This is a genomic window from Echinicola sediminis (genome assembly GCF_054777495.1).
Genome location: NZ_BAAHAP010000077.1, coordinates 1 through 25,046, shown reverse-complemented (window position 1 = coordinate 25,046; position 25,046 = coordinate 1). Strand labels below are relative to the sequence as shown.

At 43.0% G+C, this 25,046-nt stretch carries 29 protein-coding genes and 1 pseudogene; 28 read left to right on the top strand and 2 right to left on the bottom strand.

The annotated features are described in order from the left end of the window. Positions 1–306: 306 nt before the first annotated feature. The 6 genes from ACYVAA_RS17125 to ACYVAA_RS17100 all read left to right on the top strand — a co-directional run bounded on the left by ACYVAA_RS17125 (position 307) and on the right by ACYVAA_RS17100 (position 7,371). Entirely contained in the window at positions 307–1,005 is a 699-nt protein-coding gene (locus ACYVAA_RS17125; RefSeq protein ID WP_460544018.1) for a hypothetical protein, read from the top strand. A 592-nt stretch (positions 1,006–1,597) separates the two neighbouring features. Continuing rightward, positions 1,598–3,103, top strand: coding sequence for a hypothetical protein (locus ACYVAA_RS17120; protein ID WP_460544016.1), 1,506 nt, complete (start codon positions 1,598–1,600; stop codon positions 3,101–3,103). Between the two features lie 105 nt (positions 3,104–3,208). Then, on the top strand, positions 3,209–4,672 hold the full coding sequence (locus ACYVAA_RS17115) for a fibronectin type III domain-containing protein (protein WP_460544014.1): 1,464 nt from the start codon (positions 3,209–3,211) through the stop codon (positions 4,670–4,672). Positions 4,673–5,085: 413 nt separating this feature from the next. After that, entirely contained in the window at positions 5,086–5,901 is an 816-nt protein-coding gene (locus tag ACYVAA_RS17110) for an AraC family transcriptional regulator (RefSeq protein WP_460544012.1), read from the top strand. A gap of 79 nt (positions 5,902–5,980) precedes the next feature. After that, the gene (locus ACYVAA_RS17105) at positions 5,981–6,478 is read left to right on the top strand and encodes a VOC family protein (protein ID WP_460544010.1); all 498 of its coding nucleotides are present in this window, start codon (positions 5,981–5,983) and stop codon (positions 6,476–6,478) included. Between the two features lie 347 nt (positions 6,479–6,825). Then, the gene (locus ACYVAA_RS17100; RefSeq protein WP_460544008.1) at positions 6,826–7,371 is read left to right on the top strand and encodes a DinB family protein; all 546 of its coding nucleotides are present in this window, start codon (positions 6,826–6,828) and stop codon (positions 7,369–7,371) included. A 227-nt stretch (positions 7,372–7,598) separates the two neighbouring features. Here ACYVAA_RS17100 and ACYVAA_RS17095 read toward each other — a convergent pair whose 3' ends face one another. Next, positions 7,599–7,904 carry a HepT-like ribonuclease domain-containing protein gene (locus ACYVAA_RS17095; protein WP_460544006.1) on the bottom strand — a complete coding sequence of 102 codons (306 nt, stop codon included), beginning with the start codon at positions 7,902–7,904 and terminating at the stop codon, positions 7,599–7,601. A 102-nt stretch (positions 7,905–8,006) separates the two neighbouring features. On the opposite strand from ACYVAA_RS17095, the gene ACYVAA_RS17090 reads away from it, so the two are divergent. The 3 genes from ACYVAA_RS17090 (at position 8,007) to ACYVAA_RS17080 (ending at position 9,971) form a co-directional block, all read left to right on the top strand. After that, entirely contained in the window at positions 8,007–8,741 is a 735-nt protein-coding gene (locus ACYVAA_RS17090; RefSeq protein ID WP_460544004.1) for a DUF6597 domain-containing transcriptional factor, read from the top strand. 71 nt (positions 8,742–8,812) lie between these two features. After that, entirely contained in the window at positions 8,813–9,346 is a 534-nt protein-coding gene (locus ACYVAA_RS17085) for a dihydrofolate reductase family protein (protein WP_460544002.1), read from the top strand. Positions 9,347–9,542: 196 nt separating this feature from the next. Further along, on the top strand, positions 9,543–9,971 hold the full coding sequence (locus ACYVAA_RS17080) for a hypothetical protein (RefSeq protein WP_460544000.1): 429 nt from the start codon (positions 9,543–9,545) through the stop codon (positions 9,969–9,971). Positions 9,972–10,106: 135 nt separating this feature from the next. Here ACYVAA_RS17080 and ACYVAA_RS17075 read toward each other — a convergent pair whose 3' ends face one another. Continuing rightward, positions 10,107–10,901, bottom strand: a complete 795-nt coding sequence (locus tag ACYVAA_RS17075; RefSeq protein ID WP_460543998.1) for a LytR/AlgR family response regulator transcription factor — start codon at positions 10,899–10,901, stop codon at positions 10,107–10,109. A 223-nt stretch (positions 10,902–11,124) separates the two neighbouring features. Here ACYVAA_RS17075 and ACYVAA_RS17070 point away from each other — a divergent pair, with 223 nt between their 5' ends. From ACYVAA_RS17070 to ACYVAA_RS16980, 19 genes and pseudogenes are all read left to right on the top strand, one after another. Beyond that, complete coding sequence (locus ACYVAA_RS17070) at positions 11,125–11,955, top strand: RteC domain-containing protein (protein WP_460543996.1); 831 nt, start codon at positions 11,125–11,127, stop codon at positions 11,953–11,955. Positions 11,956–12,076: 121 nt separating this feature from the next. Beyond that, positions 12,077–12,421 (top strand): hypothetical protein, encoded by a 345-nt coding sequence (locus ACYVAA_RS17065; protein WP_460543994.1) that lies wholly within the window; start codon positions 12,077–12,079, stop codon positions 12,419–12,421. 1 nt (position 12,422) lies between these two features. Continuing rightward, positions 12,423–12,728, top strand: coding sequence for a DUF4134 domain-containing protein (locus tag ACYVAA_RS17060; protein ID WP_460543992.1), 306 nt, complete (start codon positions 12,423–12,425; stop codon positions 12,726–12,728). A 1-nt stretch (position 12,729) separates the two neighbouring features. After that, positions 12,730–13,062, top strand: coding sequence for a DUF4133 domain-containing protein (locus ACYVAA_RS17055; protein ID WP_460543990.1), 333 nt, complete (start codon positions 12,730–12,732; stop codon positions 13,060–13,062). Beyond that, positions 13,016–15,523 (top strand): TraG family conjugative transposon ATPase, encoded by a 2,508-nt coding sequence (locus ACYVAA_RS17050; RefSeq protein WP_460543988.1) that lies wholly within the window; start codon positions 13,016–13,018, stop codon positions 15,521–15,523. The genes ACYVAA_RS17055 and ACYVAA_RS17050 overlap by 47 nt, the downstream gene beginning before the upstream one ends. Before the next feature lie 2 nt (positions 15,524–15,525). Further along, on the top strand, positions 15,526–16,218 hold the full coding sequence (locus tag ACYVAA_RS17045) for a conjugal transfer protein TraI (protein ID WP_460543986.1): 693 nt from the start codon (positions 15,526–15,528) through the stop codon (positions 16,216–16,218). Next, positions 16,205–16,852: a hypothetical protein gene (locus tag ACYVAA_RS17040; protein ID WP_460543984.1), complete on the top strand. Its 648-nt coding sequence runs from the start codon at positions 16,205–16,207 to the stop codon at positions 16,850–16,852. The genes ACYVAA_RS17045 and ACYVAA_RS17040 overlap by 14 nt, the downstream gene beginning before the upstream one ends. Next, entirely contained in the window at positions 16,849–17,478 is a 630-nt protein-coding gene (locus tag ACYVAA_RS17035; protein WP_460543982.1) for a TerB family tellurite resistance protein, read from the top strand. Before ACYVAA_RS17040 ends, ACYVAA_RS17035 begins: the two co-directional genes overlap by 4 nt. Next, the gene (gene traJ / locus ACYVAA_RS17030; RefSeq protein ID WP_460543980.1) at positions 17,475–18,515 is read left to right on the top strand and encodes a conjugative transposon protein TraJ; all 1,041 of its coding nucleotides are present in this window, start codon (positions 17,475–17,477) and stop codon (positions 18,513–18,515) included. The genes ACYVAA_RS17035 and traJ overlap by 4 nt, the downstream gene beginning before the upstream one ends. A 1-nt stretch (position 18,516) precedes the next feature. Then, a complete protein-coding gene (gene traK / locus ACYVAA_RS17025) occupies positions 18,517–19,134 on the top strand; it encodes a conjugative transposon protein TraK (RefSeq protein ID WP_460543978.1) in 618 nt (205 codons plus the stop codon). Continuing rightward, positions 19,131–19,439, top strand: coding sequence for a hypothetical protein (locus ACYVAA_RS17020; RefSeq protein ID WP_460543976.1), 309 nt, complete (start codon positions 19,131–19,133; stop codon positions 19,437–19,439). The genes traK and ACYVAA_RS17020 overlap by 4 nt, the downstream gene beginning before the upstream one ends. After that, positions 19,420–20,622 (top strand): conjugative transposon protein TraM, encoded by a 1,203-nt coding sequence (gene traM / locus ACYVAA_RS17015; protein WP_460543974.1) that lies wholly within the window; start codon positions 19,420–19,422, stop codon positions 20,620–20,622. The genes ACYVAA_RS17020 and traM overlap by 20 nt, the downstream gene beginning before the upstream one ends. 4 nt (positions 20,623–20,626) lie before the next feature. Continuing rightward, on the top strand, positions 20,627–21,493 hold the full coding sequence (locus ACYVAA_RS17010; RefSeq protein ID WP_460543972.1) for a DUF4138 domain-containing protein: 867 nt from the start codon (positions 20,627–20,629) through the stop codon (positions 21,491–21,493). A gap of 3 nt (positions 21,494–21,496) precedes the next feature. After that, on the top strand, positions 21,497–22,264 hold the full coding sequence (locus ACYVAA_RS17005; RefSeq protein WP_460543970.1) for a hypothetical protein: 768 nt from the start codon (positions 21,497–21,499) through the stop codon (positions 22,262–22,264). A gap of 160 nt (positions 22,265–22,424) precedes the next feature. Continuing rightward, positions 22,425–22,901 carry a nucleotidyltransferase substrate binding protein gene (locus ACYVAA_RS17000; RefSeq protein WP_460543968.1) on the top strand — a complete coding sequence of 159 codons (477 nt, stop codon included), beginning with the start codon at positions 22,425–22,427 and terminating at the stop codon, positions 22,899–22,901. Then, entirely contained in the window at positions 22,898–23,206 is a 309-nt protein-coding gene (locus ACYVAA_RS16995) for a nucleotidyltransferase family protein (protein ID WP_460543966.1), read from the top strand. Before ACYVAA_RS17000 ends, ACYVAA_RS16995 begins: the two co-directional genes overlap by 4 nt. Before the next feature lie 232 nt (positions 23,207–23,438). Further along, the gene (locus tag ACYVAA_RS16990) at positions 23,439–23,774 is read left to right on the top strand and encodes a nucleotidyltransferase family protein (protein WP_460543964.1); all 336 of its coding nucleotides are present in this window, start codon (positions 23,439–23,441) and stop codon (positions 23,772–23,774) included. A 109-nt stretch (positions 23,775–23,883) separates the two neighbouring features. Continuing rightward, positions 23,884–24,063: pseudogene (locus ACYVAA_RS16985) on the top strand (HepT-like ribonuclease domain-containing protein); the annotation flags it as partial. A 277-nt stretch (positions 24,064–24,340) separates the two neighbouring features. Then, positions 24,341–24,811 (top strand): JAB domain-containing protein, encoded by a 471-nt coding sequence (locus tag ACYVAA_RS16980; RefSeq protein WP_460543962.1) that lies wholly within the window; start codon positions 24,341–24,343, stop codon positions 24,809–24,811. The last annotated feature ends 235 nt before the right edge of the window (positions 24,812–25,046 follow it).

The window sequence follows — 25,046 nt, the reverse complement described above, 5'->3', positions numbered from 1 at the left end:
ACCTCAAGGGAGAATCTTTGAGAAAGGGAATCTTGAAAAATGAATAAAAAATGACCTTCTTTAAATGATCTTTCTTAGTGGCACGGTTTGACCGAAATCACTGGCATGGTCAGACCGAAATAACCATATGTAGACAGAACCAACTTTGAACTTATACATACTGGAGATTGGCAGTACAAGGTTCGAGTTTTAGATGTTTATAAATCAGACTTAACTCTAGATTCAACGATAACGATTCAAACAGACCAAGGCTCATCATGTGCATTTCCCCTTGAAGTAGGTGCTGAATATTTAATATTTACCTACATGTGGAACGGGGTATTGTCAACAGGCTATTGTACAAGAACAGCCAAAACCAGTTCAAAGCAGGCCAAAAATGATCTTACTTATCTTAAAAAATTCAAATCCAAGATTAATTCTGGAAATTACAAGCAAGGTACATTTATTTCTGAAGATGAAGCGACAACCTTTACTTTCTATGGGAATGGAAGATTGATTTACTCACATCATCAAGATGGAATGTTTTACAAAGGGAAAGGTGAATACATTTTTAAAAACGATAAACTAAAAATTGATTTTAACGAAGAGATAAATAACAGAACATGGGGTAATCATATGCTTTATGAAGAAGGGCAAGATTCAATAAAATTTGAAGTGGGAATTAAGGGCGTGGGTGAAAAGACCATAATTAAAGGGTTTGAAATTTCACTTTTGAATATTGACAGTATTCAAGTATATCATGGCATTGTAGATGGAAATACAGCAAAATTCGCCATAGAAAAAGGGATTGAACTGTCAGGTATGATATTATCTAAAACAGGTTATCCAAGATACTTTGAAGATGTTCCAAATTGGGGCAATGACTACCACGAAATAACATTAGAGTGGGACAAAGCATTCATCAACCTAAAAGGTCAGGAGATGAAACTTGAAGCATCATTTAAAAATGACAAAATTATACTTAACGGGGAAACCTACACCTCCGAACAAATGCTCCCTGACTAGGCGAGGAACTTCAATTGACCCAAATATTATTGGAATATGTAATTGCATTTATGGCGAACGAATTATAATCTTGAGAGCTGGAAATAGGATAGACGTCTAGGGAAGGTCTTGATTTTATTTGGTGGTTTTACAGGGCATAAGGGCAGGGGGGCTATGAATGCTCCCAAGCCTAATATTCCCCTAGTATAGGATGCGTTTACTTTTGGCTAAATTCTAAGAAAATGTGATGGTTTTTGGAGGAGGTAAGGTAATATTTAATGATATATCTCTCAAGATAAAGTATGTCTTCAACACAGTGATATTATTTCCTGTCTATAGCAAATAAGCCTATTAAATTGATTAAACGAGTCTTAAAGGCTTTTTCACCTATCTAACAACTAAGACCAATTTTGATGAAGTGGAACAAGTTTATCTGGTATTTATCAAAGTCCCAATTTTAATGGGACACTAGTAAAAATATATATATAATTGAGAAAAGAAAGCAGCTCTTTATATTAACTTCAAGAGACTTTTTATACAGGAAAACATATTTCACGGAGACTTTGAAATTTTCTTCCTATGGCTTAGTAACTGCCATTTAACGCTAATCTAAATGAATAAATACTTAAGTACCTTAATAATTATCCTAATATTTTCTGGATGTACTATTGGAGAGGGAGATGGAATGATCCCCCCTATAATATCTATCGTTGAAACCGTTGAACTGGGTGTAAATAAATCTTCATTTAAGGTGAAAGTTGAAAATGAACCTAGCCAAGATTTCGAAATTGGGATTTGTTGGAATTCCTCTCCCGGCCCGGTGATCGAAAATAATCATATCCCTATTATTTATGATCAGGATGAAATCACTGGAACAATAGAAAATCTAGAACCTGGTAAGATCTATTATGCAAAAGCCTATTTATCTACAGCTGAAAACCTATATTACAGTGAGGAAATAGCTTTTACTACAAAATCCATACAAATCCTTTGCGAAACTGTTTATAAATATGATGTTGAATATGATGAAAGAGCCAAGATTGTTAGGAAAACAAACGATGGAGGCTTTTTGGTTTGCGGTTGGACAAATCCTGTATTTGGGGCCAACCATAATAATTTTGATCTAGTTTTACTCAAGTTTAACGCCAATTGCGAAATCCTATGGGAGAAATTAATTCCCGGTTATCTCAATGTCTTTAATCTCATTGAAGAAACAAATGGAAATATCTTACTTATCACCCAAGAAATGGATTACGGCACAAACTACCCAGCTGTGATTAAAATGGATTCACAAGGAAATACAATCTGGGATAAGAAATATAAAAAAGAGACGTATTCTTCTCTAAAGGACATCGTTATCACCGAAAATGGAGAATATAACCTAATTGGAACCTATTCTAAAACCAGTGAAGAAAGGTTTGGTTGGTTTGTTAAATTGAATTCTCAGGGTGAGATGATTTATGAGAAAAGCTATTCAAAGGCTGATATGATGATTGGTAAATCCATGATCAGAGTTAATGAAAATGGATTTTATGTGGTAGGTGACTTACAATATGAATCAACTTTTCTGTATAAACTAACTAATACTGGCGAGATAGAATGGAGAAAGCAAGTTAGTAAAGAACCATTTGATTTAAACAGATCTCTTACAAGTACCAAAGATAACAAACTACTTATTTCTGGAACTACTCAAAGATTAGGACCAGACAAATCAAACCTATGGCTAGTCAAACTTAGTTTGGATGGAGAAGTTCTTTGGGAAAGTGGTATCGGTAAAAAACACTACTTATTTAACTCAAGTGGAAATGAGAGCCCAACAGAAATCATTGAAAGTAAGGCAGGAGCAATTTATATGACAAGTGGTGGCAGCTATTATCCAGGGGAAGGATCCCCAACCTTACACAGCAATATATGGGTATTTAAAATTAATCCCATCAATGGGGAGCTTCTATGGTCCCAGGAATATGGCAGTAATGAATACTATACTTGGGACCTAAGCTATTCATTAGCTGAATTAAATATCGGAGAGTTTATTATTGTAGGTAAAAAAGAGGATGACGAAGCCAGAACTATTAGTATGACAGGAGATTTTTGGATACTAAAATTAAAGGAGGATTAGTTTAAGTTTGCAGCAGCAAAAAGAAATCTTGTCCAAAAGAATAAATTCAAAATACAACCTTTGTTAGTTTTATATTGTAGATAAAATCAAGAATCATAAAAGAACATGAGGACTTTTTGTGTAATATTATTTACTTTTTTTTCAATAATAAGTTGTTCAGAAGATGACCCAATCAATGAATTCATAGAAAATAAAGAAGAAAAGGAGGTTATAAACTTAGGGCCAACTGATTTTACCATTGAAATAACTAATGTTTCGGATGATGAAGCGACTATTCACTGGAGTAAAGCAGAAGATCCGGAAAATGACCCTGTATCTTATAGCATTTACCTCAATCAAACCTTATTAATCGAAGGAATTTCGGAGCTTACATATCGATTTAATAACCTTTCAGAGTTAACCAGTTATTCAGGCAAAGTGGTAGCGAAAGACACTAACAAAAATGAGGCTGAAGCTTTATTCTCTTTTGAGACGAAAAAATATTATCTAAAATATCTTAAAAGATATGATTATGGGCCTTATGACTTTGGTACAACTAAATATGCGGGAGGAAATCCATACTGTATGATCAAAACAAATGATCAAAATTATGTTATTGCGGGAAAATCAGCAAAGCCAGATGGAGACGCTTACCAATTTTTTGTTTTAAAAACAGATTACGAAGGAAACGAAATATGGAAAAAATTTTATAATTACCAGCTATACGACTCTTGGAATTTTAAAATTATCGAATCATCAACTGGATTGATTTTAGTTGGACATCATCATGTCCTGAGTTTGGACAGTGATGGAAATATTATTTGGTATAAGAAAATTGATAGTTATGATATAGAATTGGCAAATTCAGAAATTAAATCTGTTGCACAGAATTCAGACGGAACTGTTTATTTAGTTGGCAGTAGGGCGTCACTTGATGATGATGCTATTGAAGAAGCTGTATTGACTAAATTAGACAATTTAGGGAATATTATTTGGGAAAAAACCTTTAAAAATCGGCCCAGAAATTTTTTCGATGATATCGTAATTAGTTCGTCCAATGAATTAATTGTTGTTGGATCGACAGTGGAACCTGAGTCAGAAGATGTATTCGGTTATTGGATTTTAAAGTTAAATAACTCGGGTGATGTTCTTTGGGAAAATTCTTTTGGATTTGGCTACCATAGCATTCCTAATCAAATTATCATAAAAAGTAATGGTAACTATGTATTTGCGGGATACAAAAATATTTTTGAAGTGAATTCTAATGGTTCTGAAATAATAAATTATCCGAATGAATTACCCATTCCCTTTTCAATTGCCGAGACGTTAGATAATGGTTTTATTGTAACAGGTTTTGATGACTTTGGCAGTTTCGGTGGTCTTGGAATTTTAAAACTCAACTCTTCTGGCAACAAAGAATGGAGTCGTATTTATCAAGAGCCTTTTACTTATTTATATGGCCGGGCTGTGTTGCCAGAAAGTGACGGAGGATATAGAATAGCAGTAAGAAGGTCAAAGAATTACTATTATGACAGTGACCGTCCTGAACTATTGATATTTAAAACCGACCCCTTTGGGAATTATGAATAAGAACTCTATCCCAACTGGGAGAAGCATGTCCCTTTCCCCTAATATTCCAGGAATTTGCAATTCCAGTTATGCTGAAGGAATATTAATCATGTGAGCTGCTAGTAGTATGGAGGAGATGGAGAGGGAACACCGAGGAGGGATAGTGGGAACGTCTTGATTTTATTGGATGGTATTGGAGGGGAAGGGTAGGGGCTGCCTTGCAAGCTAACTACCCGCTGATTTATTGCGGTGAGGTATTTTTTCTTAATTAATTGTATGAGTCTGCCGCAACAAATCACCATCTTAGGAATTTTTTACCCAACAAACTTTAATCTTGGGAGTAAGTAAGAGTAAAGAGGTAACGTAAAAACAAAAATTACTTTAGGTTTACACATATACTAGTTATGCGTCACTATATGAATCGCGATTTATAAATGAATTATCAAACATTTAAGCCACATATTGATTTAGCGTCTATAATCAAATTTTATTGGACTTTGGAAGTGCCTTTTGACTCCAAAAATCAAAAGCAAAAAATCGTCCCGGATGGCTGCATAGAAATGACGTTCAATTTTGGAGATAAGATTAAAAGATATGTTTCGGAAACAGACTTTATCTTTCATCCGAATGCGATGGTGATGGGACAGAGAACAAAGTCTTTTGACATTTTACCCCTTGGTAATGTTGACACTTTCGCCATCTGTTTCTACCCTATTGGATTTGCAAACTTTGTAAGAACACCTCTTGAAAACTTGGTTAACAAGGAGACACCTATTTCAGAAATTTTCGAACAAGCGGAAGCCTTTGATTTAGAGCAACAAATGATTCAAGCTATTGGCACTCAAGAAAGAATTGATATTATTGAATGCTTTCTTCTGAAAAAACTAAATGAAAAAAATACGATTAGCAATATCGTAAAATCAACAGTTGATACGTTGCTCAAAACAAATGGAACGACTCCCATAAATATTCTTTTGAAAGATGACATTTCAAAAAGAAGACAGCTTGAAAGGCACTTTAAAAAACAAATTGGCATTAGTCCAAAGCAGCTAGGTAAAGCCATTAGAATGCAAGCAACTTTAAATTTGATGCTAAACAAAAAATCAAAAGCGTTGACAGACATTGCTTATGAGAGTGAATATTTCGACCAAAACCACTTTATAAAGGATTTTAAAAATCTTATCGGGGTTACACCCAAGGAATTTTTAGACAATGACCACATGGCACTATCTTCACTCTTCTACAAATAAGTATTGCAGAGTCGTATTTTTACTATTTTGACTTCAAAAAAGCCACTAGTATTGTGCTTAAATATAAATGAATAGGACAATGGCAATCAATTCAATGATTATGGCAACGCTTGTTTCTACATTTTGTTTTGTTTCATGTACTACTTCAGACAAGACAAATTCTGAAGAAACGACAGAAGCTACTTTAACGAATTTTGAAGAAAAAGATATGAAAAGCTACATTTCAATGTTTGAAATCCCGGCAACGGATATTTCACGAGCAATTAATTTTTATCAGGCATTATTAGACATCAAAATAGAAAAAATGGATGTTGAAGGAATGCAAACGGGGATTTTACCATATGAAGGACAAACGGTAACAGGTGTCATCATTCAGGCAGAGGGATATAAACCATCTGAGGATGGAGTTACTGTGTATTTAAATGCAGGAGAAAATCTCCAAGTAGCCCTTGATAGAGTAGAACAAAATGGCGGACAAATTATCGTCCCTAAAACAGCTCATGCAGACGAAAGTGGTTACTTTGCCATTTTCCTTGACTCGGAAGGAAACAAGATGGCGCTTAACTCTGCAAACTAAAAGAGAAAACAAAAGAGGGAAGGCATAACATTGTTTAATGGTGGGGGCACTCGATCTTCAAAAGATTTTTGGTTATATGTGACTTGCTGTGACCAACCATTCTTACTGAGGGTTGACCCTATTGCCTCAGTCATGGGGGCTTGTATTGGAATATAATGGTGGACCAACCCTAGGTAGCATACGGTCACTGAGCTTGTCGAAGTGAGCCGCTTTCGCTGGCAACAGTGAGTATTCATTACCGCTAAACACCGGGCCTCTATGTGCATCCAAATACTTCTACCTTATCAAAAATTTAAATTTGTCTATCTACAATATTTCATATAGCACTGGATTTTTTAATTTTAGGTATGGAAAATGTACATGATCTGAATCGGTTAAAATTCCCTATTGGCAACTTCGAAAAAAAAGAATCCTATTCAAAGGATGAATTGAATGAGCTTATCAATATCAACGAAACAGCACCGGGCCGGTACAGGAATATCGTTGGAAAGCTGAATCCAATAGATCTGAACAAAACATACCGGGATGGGAGTTGGAATATTCAGCAATTGGTTCACCATGTTGCGGACATCCAGCTACTCCATTTTTTGAGGATGAAAAAAGCACTGACTGAGCCAAACTACAAGGAAGTGACACTTATTGATATGGATGGATGGGCCGCAACCGCGGATGGAGCTGATGCACCTGTTGAAGATTCATTGATGATGTTTGAGGGAATCAATAAAAGATATGTATTTCTTCTCAGGTCATTGGACGATGCGAAATTGCAAATCGAGTATTTCCATCCGGTACGGAAATATACCATCACTCAGGCCCAGGCCATAGCCATGTCAGCATGGCATGTAGACCATCACCTTGCCCATATTAAAATAGCGCTGGGTGAATCGTTATAAATCATGAAAGAGCTTTTCAATAGACCATACCTACAGGATAAAAAAGGTAGCTAATTTATTTGTATGTTCCGGCCCAGATTTATTACCAGCTATTTCGGTATAAACTGTGCCATTTTTATAGAGGTTTTGGGTCTGATCCTACGGGGTGCTAGTTTTCGCTGATACTGGGCAAAAATATTCCGGAACCGCAGGGCCATCCAATATCCTTTAAGGATGGACTAGCCCTATCAGAAATCAGTTAATTTTTTTACTTGTTGATGGAGCAGAGGAAGGTCATTGGAAATGATCCCCCAAATAATGATATCTTCCACATTGTCATAAGCATGGATTGCCCAATTTCTAAGATTGACTGTTTTCCTGGCATCAGAGATTTTTAATAGAAGGTTGGTAGCTTCTCTTATTATTTCCAGTTCCTGCTCTACTGCCCTTAACATAAATTTATTGGATTCATATGCTTTTAAATCCTTTTGATCACCAAGAAACTCATGGATGGTTTCGATGGAGGTAGCAATATCCAAAGGATTTTTTGACATTATGTTACATATAGAGGCTGCTTGATTTTTACTTCTTACTTTTGATATAAAGTGATCAGTATTGGCTAGCGAACATTCAATCGAACGATACGATAGGTACCAATGAAATACAAAATTATAACTCCACACAAAGAATTGCAGTCCTTTATTCATTTCTATTGGGAACTTAATGGAAGCGAGCAGGAAAAACAGTGGGAAAGGGTATTCCCAGATGGATGTGCCGGTATAGTAATGAACTTGGGAGATACCTGTAAGACTGACAATGGACGGGTGTTAATGGAGCTCGGAAAAACTTACGTAGTTGGGGCAATGAATTCATTTAAGGACAGCTTTATTGATACCAAGACCCATTTAATGGGGGTGTGTTTGAAGCCCGGAACTTTTGCGAATTTCTATAACTATGCTTCACAAAATGAATTGACCAATGATACTGTTGAATTTGAAAAATCCAATTCTTTCAATTTGGATAAGATGTTTGATAACCCGTTCCATTATTTTGACCGTTTCTTTTTAGGGCGAATAAAAAGAAAAAGCAACCCATTACAATCAGTCATCAATGATATCCACGCAGCAAATGGAAGAACCAGCATTTACGAGCTATCTAAGCGGAATTTCATGACAGTAAGACAATTGGAACGAAATTTTAAAAAGTTCATCGGGCTTTCCCCGAAAGAATATTCAAACATTATCCGTTTTCAATATGCGTGGAGTTTAATCAAAAGTTCAAATAATGACCGGAGCTTATTGGACATAGCGTTTGAGAGTGGCTATTATGATCATTCTCACCTTACCAAAGAAATTAAACGAAACACAGGGCTTTCTCCATCATTGCTTTGATTTGTCGCATTTTTACTAAGTACACTTGGTTGCCGAAAGGTAATTTTGTGGAAACATTAAAATATAAATAGATGCGAAAAATATCACTTTTCATTGCTATGAGCTTAGACGGCTATATTGCAAAACCGAATGACGACCTAAGCTTCTTAAAACTTGTAGAAAAAGAAGGAGAAGATTATGGTTATGCAGAATTTACCTCCCAGATTGACACCTTAATTATTGGAAGAAGAACCTATGATTATGTGCTCAAAGAAATCGGCCCATCCCATTATGACAATGGAAAACGAGATGTTTATGTCATTACAAGAACAGAAAGAAAGCAAAAAGGCAGAACGGTTTTCTATACCGGAAGTATTAGCGAATTAGTAAAAAGGTTAAAGTCTGAAACAGGAAAAAACATTTATTGTGACGGTGGTGCCGAAGTAATAAATGAACTATTAAGGCATGAGCTTATAGATGAGTTTGTAATTTCAGTTATCCCTATTTTACTGGGTAATGGGACCAGGCTTTTTAAGGATGGAAGACCTGAGCAACTACTTGAATTCGTAACAGCTAAGCCATTTGAGACGGGACTTGTACAACTGTATTATAAAAGAAAAGGATAAGCGGCGAATCAACAAGTTCGGTATGGCCAATGGTGGCCTGAAACGATGTGCTCTGAATACCGGTTATACCTATCTGAATACCGTTGGCAGTAATTTGGCGTAGAAATTGTATAATGGGGAAATACTGAATTCAATGGTAGGGATTTTATCGGCGAAACAGTTTTAGCAGGAGAATTCTTGATTAAACATAAACATAATGAAAACCTCAAATTTTAAACTACTTACGATTTTTACTGCAATGGTTTTATTCATTGGAACATTTTCATCCTGTTCAGATGATGACGAACTTACTGCGGATATAACTGTTAACGAAGGGCCTTCTGGAGATATTGGCGGCGATTTTACTGGAAATGGAGGAAATGCATCCAGAACGATTAAATGGACTAACAATTTGGCTACAGCTGACTATAATGCTGACATAACTGCGAGCAAAACTGGAACATTTAATATTGTAGTTGTTGATTCCGAGGGAACTGTTGTACTTGACAGAACCCTGAACGGAGGAACTGAACCTGATTCTATCGACGGTGTTACACAAGCTGGAGAACCTGGAGAATGGACTGTCACAATTACGCTGACTTCGTTCATTGGAGATGGAAGCTATTCATTGAGCGCCGGAAACTAATTGGGAATTGGCAAATAAATAATAGAAAAGGCTGTCTGAAAATAGACAGCCTTTTCTATTTGAAATAAAAACTTCTCTGGTTCCTTGCGAAAAAACACGTGGGATCAGCTGAATAGGTAGAATATAAAGGCTTATTCACTGACTGATCCATTCCCTGAAGGATTTTACCCTTTTTTGGCTGATAATGACCGGCTGTTCTGATTCAGGGTCAAGTGCAAGCTTGAGTTTTCCATATCCTGCAGCTTCATAATGCTTACAGCTTTTATAATGAACAATGGTTTGTCTATTCGCCCTGAAAAAATCCCGCTTGTCCAATAGTTGTTCGAGTTCATCCAAAGGGACGTTACAACTGTATTTTTGCTTGGTAAATGTGACGACTTGTACCAACTCTCCGGTACGATAAATATGGCTAATGTCCGATTGTTGAAGAGGAATGTTTTTGTGGCCGATATGGACCACCAATACATTTCGTTGGCTGTTCTCTTTGTTTCCACCATTGGTGGTCTTTTGGATAAGGTATAGGAAGGTATAATACAGGTTCACCAATAAGACATACAAGCCGATCAGCGGATGGGCAAAACCGTTCCTGGTTCCTACATAATGAGGCAAAAATGCATGGAATAAATGTGCCAAACCCAAATCCAAAAGGAGGGGAGGTACAAAACCAAAGAATAGTTGGCTGAAGGTCCGGGTATAGGGCCTTTCCTGCCAATCGCAGATTTTATCCAGATGCACAATAACGCGAAAAATAAGCTCTGTTAAGAAATAACAAAGCAGCGTATATACAGTAAAACTGATCAACGCTTCCGCATAGTAAAAATGGATGGAGGAGTTGCTGAGGGTCCGCTGTATCATCAGGACCAAAGCATAGGATGCTGACAATGAGATCCTAAAATACACATCATTAAATGGATATTGAATTATGGCCACAAAATTCCCTTTTATGGTTGAATAGTTTTCCCTGAGTGATGAAGGGGCCGTAAAAAAAGACTTCAAGGCCATTATGATCCAGCTCAAAAAGTCTCTACCTCAGCCAGTATTATTCCTACTTCACCGATTTTGTCTATATATACTCTAAAATCTACCGTTCAGTTCCGATAATTTTAGGTTCATACCATTATTATTTGTTAACCAATAATTTAACATGACTACCATGAATGATTTTTGTGAACAACTGTATCAGGAAATGATGTGCAAAGTTAATGAGGTACAATATAAAGGCCTCAGCCCAATCAAAGAAGCGGAAGCTGCCTATGAAATTGTCAATAAGTACATGCTTAGGTTAAAGACACATGTTCTAAAGGAGGACTTCAAAGATACGGAAAGTGAGATTTCATTTTTTAAACAGCTTAAGCCAAAGTTTGTGGCCAAACAGATATATTATGGGGAAAGTTTTTATATCCTCAATAGCCTACTTGATCTGGAAGAAGGTGTTCCGGAAATAAAACAACAGCTCCTTGTCCTCAAAAAACATTTTAAAAAGCACCATTTCCTTTATAACTATTACCGCCTTGAAAAATCATCGTTGGACCGATGGCTGTTTCTGAGAAATGTCGAAGAAATCCCCTTTATCATCCATAGGCCTTTTCTCCATAGGGACAACCGTTTTGAGACCATCGGAAGTTACCGTTTCGGTAAGTTTATGGCCTATGAATCATTGGCAGCTACCTTAAAGGCCGAACTGGACAAGCTGACAGGTCCAAAAGATGTCCGTTCCTCCCAAAACCTGCTCAAATGGACAGGCCCAAAAGTCCATCTGGTAGAACTGATCTATGCGCTGAAAGTAGCCGGGGTCTTTAATAACGGACAGGCTGAATTAAAGGAGCTTGGCCGCTTTTTGGAACAGTTGCTCGATACCAAAGTGGGGGATATTTATCGGATTTACCAGGAAATCAGGATCAGGAAAAAAGGAAGAACGGTGTTTCTGGACAGCCTAAAAGAAAAACTGGAAGCTTATATGGAACAGGGAGAGGGACTGGTTTGACCAGGTTGGTTTCATTGAACTGTAGTGATGGTAGGGAATTTTTCACCCCAGTAGGGTGCTACTGGTGAATTTTTGATCCTTTCCTTTTTGAGATTTGAAACATCATCAAACCAAAAAGGATATGCCGGATTGGATTATCGTCAGCCCTGGATTCTGGTGGACGGTGGCGGGCCTCTTGCTGCTGTACTATGCCACCTTACTTTCTTTGCTTTTCGGCCCTGCTTTTTGGGTCCATCTGAAAAGCAGGGGGAGAAAACGTTCACCTGATGCCATTGACCAGGAGTCACGGAACAGGGAACTCTGCCGTGCTTTTCAGGAGTATGCAGGGGTATACCAAAAGCTTGACCGTCCCAGGTTCACAGAGGGCAGGCTGATCGTTCCGTCCCATATCCACTTGGATTTGCTGTTAAAACAACCCTTCTGCCAAGCGGTGGAAAGGGAATCCTCAACATCAAAACCTTCTTAACATGTTCAACAAGCACACCAAAAAGGCACTGCTGTGTGTCCTGCTGGCGGGAATATCCCTGTCGGTACTGGGACAGGACGGCAATGCGGGAATCATGGAGGCCACTACCAAGGTACGGGGCTATTTCCAGTCGGGAGTGAACCTGATGTATGCCATCGGGGCCATTGTGGGGCTGATCGGCGCAGTGAAAGTGTTCAACAAGTGGAACTCCGGTGAACCCGATACGGGAAAAGTAGCCGCTGCCTGGTTCGGCAGCTGCGTGTTTTTGGTCATCGTGGCCACGGTACTCACCAGCTTTTTCGGTTGATATGAAACCAACCTACTTTACCATCAACAAAGGGGTGAACAGGCCCATTTCCTTTAAGGGGCTGCAGGCACAGTACATCCTGTACCTTGGAATCGGACTGATGGCACTGCTGCTGCTTTTTGCCATCGGCTATGTCATCGGAATCTCCTTCTGGGTCAACGGCATCGGTTGTGGCTTTCTTGCCTACCTGCTGTTCGAGACCGTAGGGGGTATGAACAGGAAGTACGGTGAGCACGGCATGAAAAAGCGTATGGCGCACCGGAAGGTACCTATGGGGCTAAAGGTGCGTGACCGGGGATTTACCAGAAGACTATATCCTGAACGACATGCTTAAGGCCGATGCCAAGGAACTCGATCAATGGTTTCCAATCAGGAAAATGGAGAACGGTTTTCTTATCTCCGGAAGGGGGGATATTACCGCAGGCTACGAAGTCCTGCTTCCCGAAATCTTTACCCTGGATACCAAAGGGTATGCACTGGTGCACGAAACCTGGGCAAAGGCCATTCGGCTTTTGCCTGAAGGCTGTATCCTGCATAAACAGGACCGGTTCATCAAAGAAAAGTTTGAGGGGCTGCTTGAAGGGAATCATCAGGCCTTTCTGGACAGGGGCAGTTCGCTGTTTTTCCATGAAAGGCCCTACCTGGACCACCGTTGTTACCTTTTCCTGACCCTTCCCCGAAAAGGACATCGGCCGGTAGCAGGGTCAGCTTCCAACCTTGTTTCTCCCCGCTTTTTGTATAAGGAACTGCTGGACAGCAAAAGGCTGGAGACTTTTGACAATGTATTGGGACAGTTCTGCCAGCTCATCGGGGACGGGGGAATGGAAATCAGCCGCCTCCTTGTGCCTGATCTCATAGGCACCGGAAAAACCTCCGGGCTGTTGGAAAGCTATATGTTCCTACAGGGGCATCATGAGCATAACAGCCTAAGGGATATACAGTTTAGACCGGAGTTTTGCATCGGGGAAAAGAAAGTACATTGCTGGACCTTGTGTGAAGGGGGCAGCCTACCGGGAAAGGTTTCCACCTCGGCTTGCTATGAACCCTACAGCACCGACCAGGCCATCTATGCCATGGGACAGGCAGCCCCTTTGGGCCAGCTGTTGCCCATCGACCATATCTACAACCAATACGTGATTGTCGAGGACAGGCAGGAAGTAACAAAAAAGCTGGAGAGCAGGGCGCTCCGCATGCAGAGCCTTTCGGCCTACAGCCGGGAAAACCTGCACTCCAAAGAAGCCATACAGGCTTACCTGAACGAGGGAATTGCCGAAGGCAGCCAACCTGTCCGTGCCCATTTCAACCTGGTCGCCTGGACGGATGATCCCGAATCATCCAGGTATATCCGCAATGCAGTAGGCTCGGCCTTTTCCAAGCTGGATGCGGTGGCCAAGGAAGAAACGCTGAGCGCGGCCCAGCTGTTCTGGGCGGGCATTCCGGGCAATGCAGGAGCACTGCCTGTTGAAGAAACCTTTTTGACCTTTGGTCAGCAGGCAGCCTGTCTTTTCAACATGGAGACGGGCTATGTATCCAGTCCTTCCCCGTTCGGGATCAGGCTGGGTGACCGCCAGAGCGGAAAACCGGTCAATGTGGACCTGTCGGACGAGCCTATGAAAAGGGGCTGGATCACGAATAGGAATAAGTTTATCCTGGGCCCCTCCGGCAGCGGCAAAAGTTTCTTCACCAACCATATGGTCAGGAGCTATCACGCAAAGGGCAGCCATGTGGTGCTGATCGATGTGGGCCACTCCTACAAAGGATTATGTGAGCTGTTGGGTGGATATTACTTTACCTATGAAGAAGACCGTCCCATCTGCTTCAATCCCTTTTACCTGGGCGGAAAGCCCCTGGACACCGAAAAGAAGGAAAGCATCAAAACGCTGCTGCTGGCCCTATGGAAAAAGGACGATGAAACCTTTACCCGGAGCGAGTACGTGGCCATTTCAAATGCGCTGGGAGCCTATTATGGACAGCTGGGCGAGGGGGAGTTTGCCTGCTTTGACCGTTTTTATGAATTCTGTTCAAAGGAGTTCAGGGCCGACCTGCAAACGACCGGGGTCAAGGAAAAGGACTTCGATATCGATAACTTCCTTTATGTACTGCGGCCATTTTATAAAGGGGGCGAATTCGATTACCTGCTCAACGCCACCGAAAACCTGGACCTGCTGGAGCAGCCCTTCATTGTCTTTGAACTGGACAATATCAAGGACCATCCCATCCTGTTTCCGGTGGTGACCCTGATCATCATGGAGATCTTTATTTCAAAAATGCGCAAGCTGAAAGGGATCCGTAAGATGATCCTGATCGAGGAGGCCTGGAAGGCCATTGCCAAAGAGGGAATGGCCGAGTATATAAAATATCTCTTCAAGACGGTAAGGAAGTTCTTTGGGGAGGCCGTGGTGGTCACCCAGGAGGTAGAGGACATCATATCCAGCCCGGTCATCAAACAGGCCATCATCAACAATTCGGACTGTAAGATCCTGCTGGACCAGTCCAAATACCGCAACAAGTTCGACGGTATCCGGGAACTGCTGGGCCTTACTGAAAAGGAGACCATGCAGATCATGTCCATCAACAAGGCCAATGAAACAGGGAGGAAGTACAAGGAAGTTTTTATCGGCCTTGGGCCGGTAAGCAAGGTGTACCGTACGGAGGTCTCCCCGGAGGAATACCTGTGCTATACCACTGAACAGAACGAAAGGATGAGGGTGGCCGATAAGGCCAAGGCTTTTGGCGGAAACCTCGAAAAGGGAATCATTGCGGTGGCAGGGGAAATGAAAGGGGGCAGCTCATGAGCATGTCCAGGAACATCAAAATAGGACTGCTGGCCGGACTGCTGTGTTTTGGGGCTCCCCAAATGCCCCGCACGGATGCGGCGGTACCGGCCTATGTCCTTGAAGCCATCCGGAAGGGAGTGAAAAAGGTCATCGTGGCCATTGACCTGAAAATCCAGCGCCTGCAGAACAACACCATCTGGCTACAGAATGCCCAGAAGGTACTCGAAAATTCCCTCAACAAGCTGAAGCTTGAAGAAATAGCCGAATGGGGAGAACGGCAAAAGCAACTGTACGGAGAGTATTATGAAGGGCTGTGGAAGGTCAAAAGCGTCCTGACCCAATACCAAAAGGTCAGGGACATAGCCCACATTCAGGGACGCCTGGTATCCGAATACCAAAGGGCCTGGAGCATTATTGTGACCAGCGGGAATTTCAGTCCCAGGGAACTCAGGTGGATGGAACAGGTCTATCTGGGCATCCTTGACCATTCGGTACGCAACCTTGAACAGGTGATGGAAGTCATCAATGCCTTCAATTTACAAATGAGTGACGGGGAGAGGCTTGAAATCATTGACAGGGTGGAAAAGAAGGTGAAGCGCAATCTCCATGACCTGATGCGCTTCAACGAGCGGAACCTATTGATCAACAAACAGCGCTCCTATGCCAAGGGCGAGGTAAATACTTTAAAGGATATTCTCCATGAAAAGGATTAGCCTGTTGCTTCTGTTGCTAATGGCCATGCATTATGGTCATGGCCAAACCTTCAAGGAATGGTTCAGACAAAAGAAAACAGCCAAGGAATACCTGGCCAAACAGGTAGTGGGCCTTCAGCTGTACATCGGCCATGCAAAGAAAGGCTATGAAACGCTGCGGTGGGGATGGAATGCGGTACAGCAGGTAAGGGAAGGGGAGTTCGGCCTGCATGAAGGTTTTTTCCAGGGACTGGAAAGGATCAGCCCCGGGGTCAGCAAATATGAAACGGTTCCGCGTTTTATTGACCTACAGTCAAGGCTTGTCAGGACCATCGGGACTTCCCGCCAACTGTTCATCGCCCATGGAAGGATCAGGGCAAATGAGCGGCAGTACCTGGACAAGGTCTTTGAAAAGGCGCTTTCCACCGCATCAGACCTGCTCGATGAGCTGATGGCCGTTGCCCTGGAACCGGGGCTGGAACTGTCCGACGCGGAAAGACTGGCCATCATCGATGATGCCTATGCAAGACTGCAGGAGTTGAACAGTTTTGTACAGGCCTTCAACCGGGAAAACTACAGGCTGCTCCGCCAGCGTGCCTGGGAGGCACAGGACCATGCCGTCATCCATTCACTATATAACCTGAAAACACCATGAATAACATCATTCCCAGATTACTGGTGATGGCCTTAATGGCCGTTGGGCCGCAGTTGGCCAGCGCACAGGTGGGAGAATCGGCCCAGCTGCTGCTCAATGTGGAAAAGCTCAGCCAGTTCAAACAGATCCTGGACGATATGTACAGGGGATATAAAACGCTCAGCAAAGGCTACAATGCCGTCCGGGACATTGCCTCGGGGAATTATTCGCTGCACAAACTGTTTATCGACGGGCTCTCGGAAGTCAGCCCCGTGGTGAAACGGTACCACAAGGTGGGGTATATCATCCATTACCAGAAGGTGATCCTGGAGGAATACCGAAGGGCCAACCGGCAGTTTATAAGCCGTGGCCGCTTCAACCGGGAGGAGCTGGAATACATGGCGCTGGTTTACAGGAACCTCTTGGACATGAGTGCCCGGAACATGGAAGAACTGCTCTTGGTCGTTACAGGCGGAAAGCTCCAGATGTCCGATGAGGAAAGGATGGCGGCCATTGACCGGATCTTCGATGAGATAAAGGACCGCTATGTGTTTGTCCGGATCTTTAACAACGAAGCGGCCATACTGAACCTGCAAAGGAAAAGGGCATCCGCAGAAGTGAAAACTGCCAAAGCCCTTCAGCCATGAAAAAGGGAATATTACTGGTCTTTTTGTTTTCCATGACGGGTTGGGCATTTGCCCAGGGTCCCAGCGGGGAGACCGACGGACTGCACAGGGTGCTGGATGACGTTTACCGGGACATGGTGCCCATGGCGGCCGATCTGGTGGCGGCAGGAAGGGCCATAGCAGGCTTCGCAGCCATCTTTTATATCGGCAGCAGGGTGTGGGGCCATATCGCCAGGGCCGAGGCGGTCGATTTCTATCCCCTGCTGCGGCCCTTTGCCCTGGGCATGGCCATCCTGATGTATTCAGGGGTACTGGGCCTGCTCAACGGGGTGCTCAGTCCTTTGGTCAATGAAACCAACCGAATGGTCAAAGGTTCGGATGCGGCCATAGAGCGCCTGCTGGCAGAAAAGCAGCGGGCCATCGAATCCACGGAATACTGGGAAATGTACGTGGGGGAAAGCGGCAGCGGTGACCGGGAAAGCTGGTATGAATATACCCATCCGGAAGGTGTGGAAGAGGGTTTTTGGGAAGGACTGGGCAATGACATCCGGTTTGCCATGGAAAAGGCCTCCTTTAACTTCTCCAATTCGATCAAGAAATGGATGAGCGAGGTGCTGGAAATCCTTTACCAGGCAGCGGCCCTCTGCATCAATACCATCCGCATATTTTACCTGATCGTCCTGTCCATCCTGGGGCCCATCGTGTTCGGGCTTTCGGTGTTTGACGGTTTCCACCATACGCTGACCTCCTGGATAGCCCGCTACATCAATGTATACCTGTGGCTGCCCGTGGCCAATATCTTCGGGGCCATCATCGGGACAGTCCAGGAGAACATGATCAAAATCGATATTGAACAGGTGGAAAATGCCGGGAAGACCTTCTTTTCCTCCACCGATACGGCCTACCTGATCTTTTTGGTCATTGCCATCATCGGTTATTTCACCGTGCCATCCGTGGCCAATTACATTGTCTATGCTGCAGGAAGGGACACACTTCTGCACAAAACCAGCAGTGCGGCGACCGCTGTCCCCTCCGCTGCAGCCAAAACCATTCTCTGATATGTTCGACTATCTGACCAATATTGAATCTGCCTTCCAGCACGTCAAACGCTTCAGCCTGTTGCTTTCCGTCGGGGCCATAGTGCTGGCCCTGGGGGCGGTGTTCCTGTCCTACAGGTTCCAGCAGCAGGCCAGCGAAAGGATCTATATCCTGCTGGACGGCAAAGTACTGGAGGCCATGGCTTCTGACCGGAAGACAAACCTGAAGGTTGAGGCCAAGGAGCATGTGTGGCGTTTTCACCGCCATTTCTTTGAGCTTTCCCCTGATGAGGGACAGATAGAAGGCCAGCTCAACAGCGCACTGTACCTGGGGGACGGTTCTGTCAGGGCCGCCTATGAGGTATTGCGGGAGCAGGGATTCTATACGGGGCTGGTGACAGGGAATATCAGCCAGGAGATCGTGATGGACAGCATGGCCCTTGACATGGAAAGCCGTCCTTTCCGCTTCCGGTTTTTCGGCAGGCAGGTGTTGACGCGCCCTACTTCCCGGTTGACCCGCAGGTTGGTAACGGCAGGGGCACTTCGTGAGGTGGCAAGATCGGTCCATAACCCGCACGGCTTTTTGATTGAAAAGTGGGAAACCATTGAAAACAGCGATATCAAAATCGAGAAAAGATGAAAACACTAATCAGGATACCTGCACGGCCCCAACCATTGTCCGGGCTTTTGGCCCGCATCAATAAGATGGCATTAAGGATGGCCCGTTGCCTCTCCAGATGGGACCGCAGGCTAAAACCAAAACAACGGATCATACTGTATGCCCTAGTGCTTGCCGCTTGGGGCACCCTCATTATCCTACAGACGGCGGGGCAACTCCAGACCACGGCAATGTCGCCGGAGCCTATGAATGAAGAGCCTGCCGTACTGATGGATTCTACTGTTAACCAAACCAAACCCAAAGATCATGAAAACAATCAACACTAAACAGCGCATCGTTTTGTTGGTGCTTCCCCTGTTGGTACTCCCTGTAATATTGGCCTTTTCATGGGCCACGCAGACCATGGGAAGCAAAGACGAAATCCGGCCGTCCGGGATCAATACCCTGTTGCCCGAGCCGCAACTCGAGCAGAAGGTACAGAGCAAAATGGAACTCTACCAATTGGAGGCCAGGGAGGAAAAACGCCGGAAGGAACTGATCAGGATGGACCCGTACCGGCAATCCGAGCTGGAAGAAACCGGAATGGACTTCACCACAATACAGCCTGAACTCTTGGAAGATCCCCTGGAGGCCAGGGAAAGTGAGCTGATGGAAAAACTGGGCGCTCTGGAAAAACAGCTATCCGATCCTCCCAAAATAGCGGCCAACGAGTGTCCAGAGCCTTTTCAACCCCGGGTCAACCCTTCAGGGGACGGGCTTTCAGCGGATGTGGCCATGCTGGAGTCCATGATGGAAAAGATGCAGCCGTCAGGTCCTGACCCGGAACTGGAACAACTGGAAGGCATGCTGGACAAAATCCTGGATGTGCAGCACCCTGAAAGGATCAGGGACCGCATCAGGGAAAAAGAGCTGGCAAAGCCCCGTTATACGGTGACGTCCGGTTCCATTGCCGGGACCGCACCTCGGGCCAGCTGGGGAACCAAAGACATCACTAAAGCGAAAAACGGTTTTTATGGCCTTGAGGATGAGGAGCCTTTGGAAAGCCCGGTAGAAATGGCAATAGCCGCCGAACTGGCAGAAAACACGGTCCTGGAGGGCGGTGGAAGGATGAAAATAAGGTTACTTGAAGAGGTGCGGGTAAACGGGATACGCTTCCCCTCGGGCAGCCTGGTCTACGGACAGGCCAACCTTCAGGGCAACCGCCTGGACCTGCAAATCACATCCATGCGTGCAGGAAACAAGATACTGCCAGTGGAACTAGAGGCCTATGATGAGGACGGGATGCAGGGCATCCCTATCAGCAGTAGCCTTGGCAGAGAGATCCAACAGGGGACAGGAGATGCCCTTGTCAGCGGGATGCCGACCATAAGCTCCGGGCTGACGCTGGAAACGCAGATGGCCTCAGCAGGGATGTCGGCCGCAAAGGGACTCTTCAGAAAGAAGAACAAGGCCGTGAAGGTAACGCTGAAAGCAGGCCATCCTATTTTACTAATGAACCAAAAACGATGATACCATGAAAAAAACAAATCTTTTGCTCTTTTTGGCCCTTTTTGTAGCACTCCATTTGAATGCCCAACAGGGGCTTAAAATACAGCCGGTACAGACGGGGACTTTTCTCCCTGCTTATCAGGTGACCGTTGGCTGGGACCATACCACCGCACTGGTATTTCCGGCAAAGGTGCTGAGTGTGGACCGGGGACATCAGCGTATTTTGGCCAAAGTGGAAGAGAAGGCTCCCAACCTCTTATTGCTCAAGGCGGGCCAGAGGGATTTTATCCCCACCAACCTGCATGTGGTGACCGCCGATGCCAGGCTTTACCATTTCCGGTTAAGCTACGGGGAAAGCCTTCAAAGAAGCTCCATCGCCATTTCCAGTTTGTCTGTCCAAAGGAACATGGTGTTGGAAGATTTCCCGGTAAACGAAGAAATGCTTCGCGAGCTGGGCAGGAAGGTTTTCGAAAGCCCATCTTTTATGAACAGGAAAAAAGGGAAATACAGCTTGAAATTCAGGTTGGAGGGAATCTACCAACATTCAGGGCTGCTCTTTTTTAAGCTGTCGCTGCGCAACCGGTCCAGATTGGCCTATGTCCCAAAAGCGCTTTCATTTGCGGTCACCGATAGAAAGCAGGCCAAAAACACTTCTTTGCGGGAGCAGTTCATGGAACCGGCCCTGGAAGAATGGGAGTGGGCCAGAGGTGTGGAAGGAAAGGATGAAAACACCCTGGTGCTGGCTTTTTCACGATTTACCCTATCGGATAAAAAACACTTCAAAATCTACCTGAAAGAAGAAAACGGGGACCGGGACCTGGAGCTTTCGGTAAGGTCCAGGGATATTCTCAACGTAAGGAATTTAACCAATGTTCAACCTAAAAACCAATAGATCATGGATCAGGAAAATTTGGATTACCTCAAGGAAAAGCTAAAATATACCGGTTTTGACACCGACTTAAACGGGTCTTTGGAGAAACAGATCAAGGTCGGGGGCGAAGCTTTTCAGCTCAAACACCATATGGAAATCGACGGCAAGAAGATGGACTTCGACCTCCATTTCAGAAAGTCCAATACCAGCGAGCGGTATTTCCTTAACAAATACGATGCGGTGCTGCACAATGCCAACCCCGACATCGCCCCCAAGGAACATACCTTCTACAACAACCAGTCGGTAACGGCCAAAGAGGCCTTCAACCTGTTGGAGGGCAGGGCCGTAAAAAAGGGGATGCTGAATGCGGAAAATGAACCTTACCGGGCCTGGATGCAACTTGACTTTACCGAAAAGGACAAGAACAACAACTTTAAGATCGATTCCTATCATGAGAACTATGGATATGATTCCAAGGAGGCACTTTCCAAACTGCCCATCAAGGAACTGCAGGATCCAACCAAGTCCGAGTGGATGATAAAGGCCTTCGAAAAGGGAAACCTCTATCCGGTGACCATGGAGAAGGGCGGAAAGGAGGAGATCATGTATGTATCGGCCAACCCCAAGTATAAATCGGTCAATGTGTTGGATGCGGAGATGAAAACGGTGAAGACCAAGGATCTGGAGGTCGGAAAGGAGGTAAAGCAGGGAGAAGAGGCAAAAAAGCAACAGGCCCCTGGGATGAAGAATGTCCCTAAAGAACCCAAGAAGGGGAAAGGGGCGAAGATTTAAAAATTGTTTGAATCCCAAACAGAAGAGCAGGTACGGTAAAATTAAGTACCTGCTTTAATTTTTATAATGATTCGGGGATAACGCATCCATCCAATAGTTTTTTTGATTAAAAAAAGGTCCTAATTTTAGTTTAGTTGAAATTTAGAAATTTTGTTTAATTATGTCAAAAGATATACGATGGGAACAGAGGTTTGCCAATTATCAAAGAGCCCTTCATAAATTGGAGCAGGCGGTAAATTATGTTAAGGATAACTTTTATCAGGATGGTGAATATGATGAGGCGCTTTTTGAACAGGGAGAAGATATAATTAAGGAAGGATTAATACAACGTTTTGAATATACCCATGAATTGGCATGGAATGTCATGAAGGATTTTTTCAAAGAGAGGGGAATTAGTGAAATATACGGTTCCAAAGATGCAACAAGGGAAGCTTTTAGTACCGGTCTGATCAGTGAAGGAAAAATCTGGATGGACATGATACAAAGTCGTAATAAGACGTTGCATACTTATAATGAAGAGACAGCACAGGAAATATTTTCCAAGATTTTAGATGAATATTACCCTGAGTTTATTGCATTCAGAAAAATTATGGAAAGAAAACGAGGAGGGAGCCAGAAAGATATTTTTGAGGGATGAGATTCGGACTTTTAGAAGCGGATATTGAAGCGATCAATAAGAGCTTTGCAGCTTATCCAAAAATTAAGAAGGTTATCCTGTATGGCTCTCGTGCAAAAGGAAATTTCCGACCTGGATCTGACATAGATTTAACGGTTGAAGAGGAGGGGCTCGAATTGACTGATCTTTTCGATATTGAAAACAAATTGGATGATTTGTTGTTGCCCAATAAGATAGATCTGTCAATCAAAAAGCATATTGATAACCCTGAACTTTTGGATCATATTAGTAGGGTGGGTAAAATATTCTATGGTAAGGATGATTAATTTAGGGATTGGGATAAACTTAATTTATTAATCAGCTACAAGGTTAGCTTTCGGGCTGCTGAAGCGGCCAAGAGCTTACGGCATAAACACGTGGTTTTACCCTCTCCAATACATATAACCTGCTTACATTGATAATGAGCCTACAAAAATCATCTAAGTCAACGGGAACTGACCTTAGGTAAACGAACCTTCAATTCCCTCGTTTAATTAATAAAATCCTTATTTTTTATTTATGCGGATGGAAGTACAAATAGCTGGACACATTGAGCAATTCAAATCCATATGTAAAAAGCATAAGGTTGAATATCTTTATGCTTTTGGCTCAGCTATATCAGACAGGTTCAATGAGAAAACAAGTGATATTGATTTTCTGGTGGAAATAAGTACTTCTGACCCTTTGGAAAAAGGGGAGCTCCTTCTTTCCTTATGGGATACATTGGAGGAATTTTTTGATCGAAAAGTTGACCTGCTTACTGACCAATCCATAAAAAACCCAGTCTTGAGAAAATCAATAGAACAATCGAAGCAGTTGATTTATGACCGAACAGGCGAAAAAGTATTTGTCTGATATTTCCTTGGCAATTGATAAGATCGATCAATTCATGGTAGGGATAGATAGTTTTTATGATTATGAAGGTGATTTGAAAACCCAAAGTGCAGTATAGCGTCAATTATCCGTTATTGGTGAAGCTATTAACCAACTAAGAAAACAAAGAGTCCGATTGGAGCATGATCATCAAATGGTTGGATTTAGAAACAGATTGATTCATGCGTATGATAGTATTGACAACACTATTGTATGGGCAATTATAAATCGGCACATCCCCAAATTGAAGGATGATCTTATTAAACTTTAATGAGGTTTTTTATTTTTAATATCAACCTAACAACGGGATTTAGATACTCTATAGTAATACCAATTAATCATCGCAAAGCGTACAATTTATATTGTTTAAGCATTATTCATTAATCAGCTACAAAGTTAGCTTTCGGGCTGCTGAAGCGGCCAAGAGCTTACGGCATAAACACAGGGCTCCCCGCTATTCCCTCATTTATTCCGTTGCCACTTGGCCTTGATTGCCCTTAAGCTGGGAGGGTACCATAATTAATTTCTAACCTTAAACATGAAATGTTATGGATACCAACAGCAAAGACATCGTTTCCAACCAGGTAGCAGAAATCGTCCTGAGCTATCGACCGAATTCAAAAGTTTCTGAGAAACCTCAAATTGTGTCGTCCTTGACCGCAAGCAGGATTTTAAGGGCGAATTGGGATGAATCGCAATTGGAGTTTATAGAAGAGTTCAAGGTGATTCTGCTCAACAGAGCTAACCGGGTATTGGGAATCATTAATGCTTTCTCAGGTGGTATATCAGGCACAGTTGTGGATCTTAAGGTGATCTTTGGAGCTGCCATGAAAGCTTCTGCCTCAGCCATGATCCTTGCCCACAATCATCCTTCCGGAACCATGAAGCCAAGTGAACAGGATAAGCGGTTAACTGAAAGGATGGTAAAAGCAGGAAAGTTATTGGAGCTTCCTGTACTTGACCATTTAATCATCACCGCTGAAGGGTACTATTCTTTTGCAGATAATGGAGGGCTGTAAGGCCCTTTTTTTATTCATCATCCATCAAAGACTCAGATAAAAATTCGTTAATTCGGTTCAAGGATAGATTATGTCGATTACTGTAGTACCCGATCGGTCAGGGCAGTAAATCAAAACCATTCTAAACCTGACATGATTTCAGTTGTGAATAATTGAAAAATTGTCATGATATAGGTTTAAACTGTCATAATATCGTGAAATACTATAATTATATCATTTTTTTATGATGCTACGG

What these genes read in the sequence shown, in the direction of transcription:
- ACYVAA_RS17055 (WP_460543990.1), top strand. Translation starts at nt 12,730, where the DNA reads ATGAAACCAACCTACTTTACCATCAACAAAGGGGTGAACAGGCCCATT.
- ACYVAA_RS16995 (WP_460543966.1), top strand. Translation starts at nt 22,898, where the DNA reads ATGAGATTCGGACTTTTAGAAGCGGATATTGAAGCGATCAATAAGAGC.
- ACYVAA_RS17085 (WP_460544002.1), top strand. Translation starts at nt 8,813, where the DNA reads ATGCGAAAAATATCACTTTTCATTGCTATGAGCTTAGACGGCTATATT.
- ACYVAA_RS17120 (WP_460544016.1), top strand. Translation starts at nt 1,598, where the DNA reads ATGAATAAATACTTAAGTACCTTAATAATTATCCTAATATTTTCTGGA.
- ACYVAA_RS17080 (WP_460544000.1), top strand. Translation starts at nt 9,543, where the DNA reads ATGAAAACCTCAAATTTTAAACTACTTACGATTTTTACTGCAATGGTT.
- ACYVAA_RS16980 (WP_460543962.1), top strand. Translation starts at nt 24,341, where the DNA reads ATGGATACCAACAGCAAAGACATCGTTTCCAACCAGGTAGCAGAAATC.
- ACYVAA_RS17100 (WP_460544008.1), top strand. Translation starts at nt 6,826, where the DNA reads ATGGAAAATGTACATGATCTGAATCGGTTAAAATTCCCTATTGGCAAC.
- ACYVAA_RS17035 (WP_460543982.1), top strand. Translation starts at nt 16,849, where the DNA reads ATGAATAACATCATTCCCAGATTACTGGTGATGGCCTTAATGGCCGTT.
- ACYVAA_RS17090 (WP_460544004.1), top strand. Translation starts at nt 8,007, where the DNA reads ATGAAATACAAAATTATAACTCCACACAAAGAATTGCAGTCCTTTATT.
- ACYVAA_RS17110 (WP_460544012.1), top strand. Translation starts at nt 5,086, where the DNA reads ATGAATTATCAAACATTTAAGCCACATATTGATTTAGCGTCTATAATC.
- ACYVAA_RS16990 (WP_460543964.1), top strand. Translation starts at nt 23,439, where the DNA reads ATGCGGATGGAAGTACAAATAGCTGGACACATTGAGCAATTCAAATCC.
- ACYVAA_RS17060 (WP_460543992.1), top strand. Translation starts at nt 12,423, where the DNA reads ATGTTCAACAAGCACACCAAAAAGGCACTGCTGTGTGTCCTGCTGGCG.
- traK (WP_460543978.1), top strand. Translation starts at nt 18,517, where the DNA reads ATGTTCGACTATCTGACCAATATTGAATCTGCCTTCCAGCACGTCAAA.
- ACYVAA_RS17020 (WP_460543976.1), top strand. Translation starts at nt 19,131, where the DNA reads ATGAAAACACTAATCAGGATACCTGCACGGCCCCAACCATTGTCCGGG.
- ACYVAA_RS17040 (WP_460543984.1), top strand. Translation starts at nt 16,205, where the DNA reads ATGAAAAGGATTAGCCTGTTGCTTCTGTTGCTAATGGCCATGCATTAT.
- ACYVAA_RS17115 (WP_460544014.1), top strand. Translation starts at nt 3,209, where the DNA reads ATGAGGACTTTTTGTGTAATATTATTTACTTTTTTTTCAATAATAAGT.
- ACYVAA_RS17070 (WP_460543996.1), top strand. Translation starts at nt 11,125, where the DNA reads ATGAATGATTTTTGTGAACAACTGTATCAGGAAATGATGTGCAAAGTT.
- traM (WP_460543974.1), top strand. Translation starts at nt 19,420, where the DNA reads ATGAAAACAATCAACACTAAACAGCGCATCGTTTTGTTGGTGCTTCCC.
- ACYVAA_RS17095 (WP_460544006.1), bottom strand. Translation starts at nt 7,904, where the DNA reads ATGTCAAAAAATCCTTTGGATATTGCTACCTCCATCGAAACCATCCAT.
- ACYVAA_RS17065 (WP_460543994.1), top strand. Translation starts at nt 12,077, where the DNA reads ATGCCGGATTGGATTATCGTCAGCCCTGGATTCTGGTGGACGGTGGCG.
- ACYVAA_RS17125 (WP_460544018.1), top strand. Translation starts at nt 307, where the DNA reads ATGTGGAACGGGGTATTGTCAACAGGCTATTGTACAAGAACAGCCAAA.
- ACYVAA_RS17010 (WP_460543972.1), top strand. Translation starts at nt 20,627, where the DNA reads ATGAAAAAAACAAATCTTTTGCTCTTTTTGGCCCTTTTTGTAGCACTC.
- ACYVAA_RS17105 (WP_460544010.1), top strand. Translation starts at nt 5,981, where the DNA reads ATGGCAATCAATTCAATGATTATGGCAACGCTTGTTTCTACATTTTGT.
- traJ (WP_460543980.1), top strand. Translation starts at nt 17,475, where the DNA reads ATGAAAAAGGGAATATTACTGGTCTTTTTGTTTTCCATGACGGGTTGG.
- ACYVAA_RS17045 (WP_460543986.1), top strand. Translation starts at nt 15,526, where the DNA reads ATGTCCAGGAACATCAAAATAGGACTGCTGGCCGGACTGCTGTGTTTT.
- ACYVAA_RS17005 (WP_460543970.1), top strand. Translation starts at nt 21,497, where the DNA reads ATGGATCAGGAAAATTTGGATTACCTCAAGGAAAAGCTAAAATATACC.
- ACYVAA_RS17000 (WP_460543968.1), top strand. Translation starts at nt 22,425, where the DNA reads ATGTCAAAAGATATACGATGGGAACAGAGGTTTGCCAATTATCAAAGA.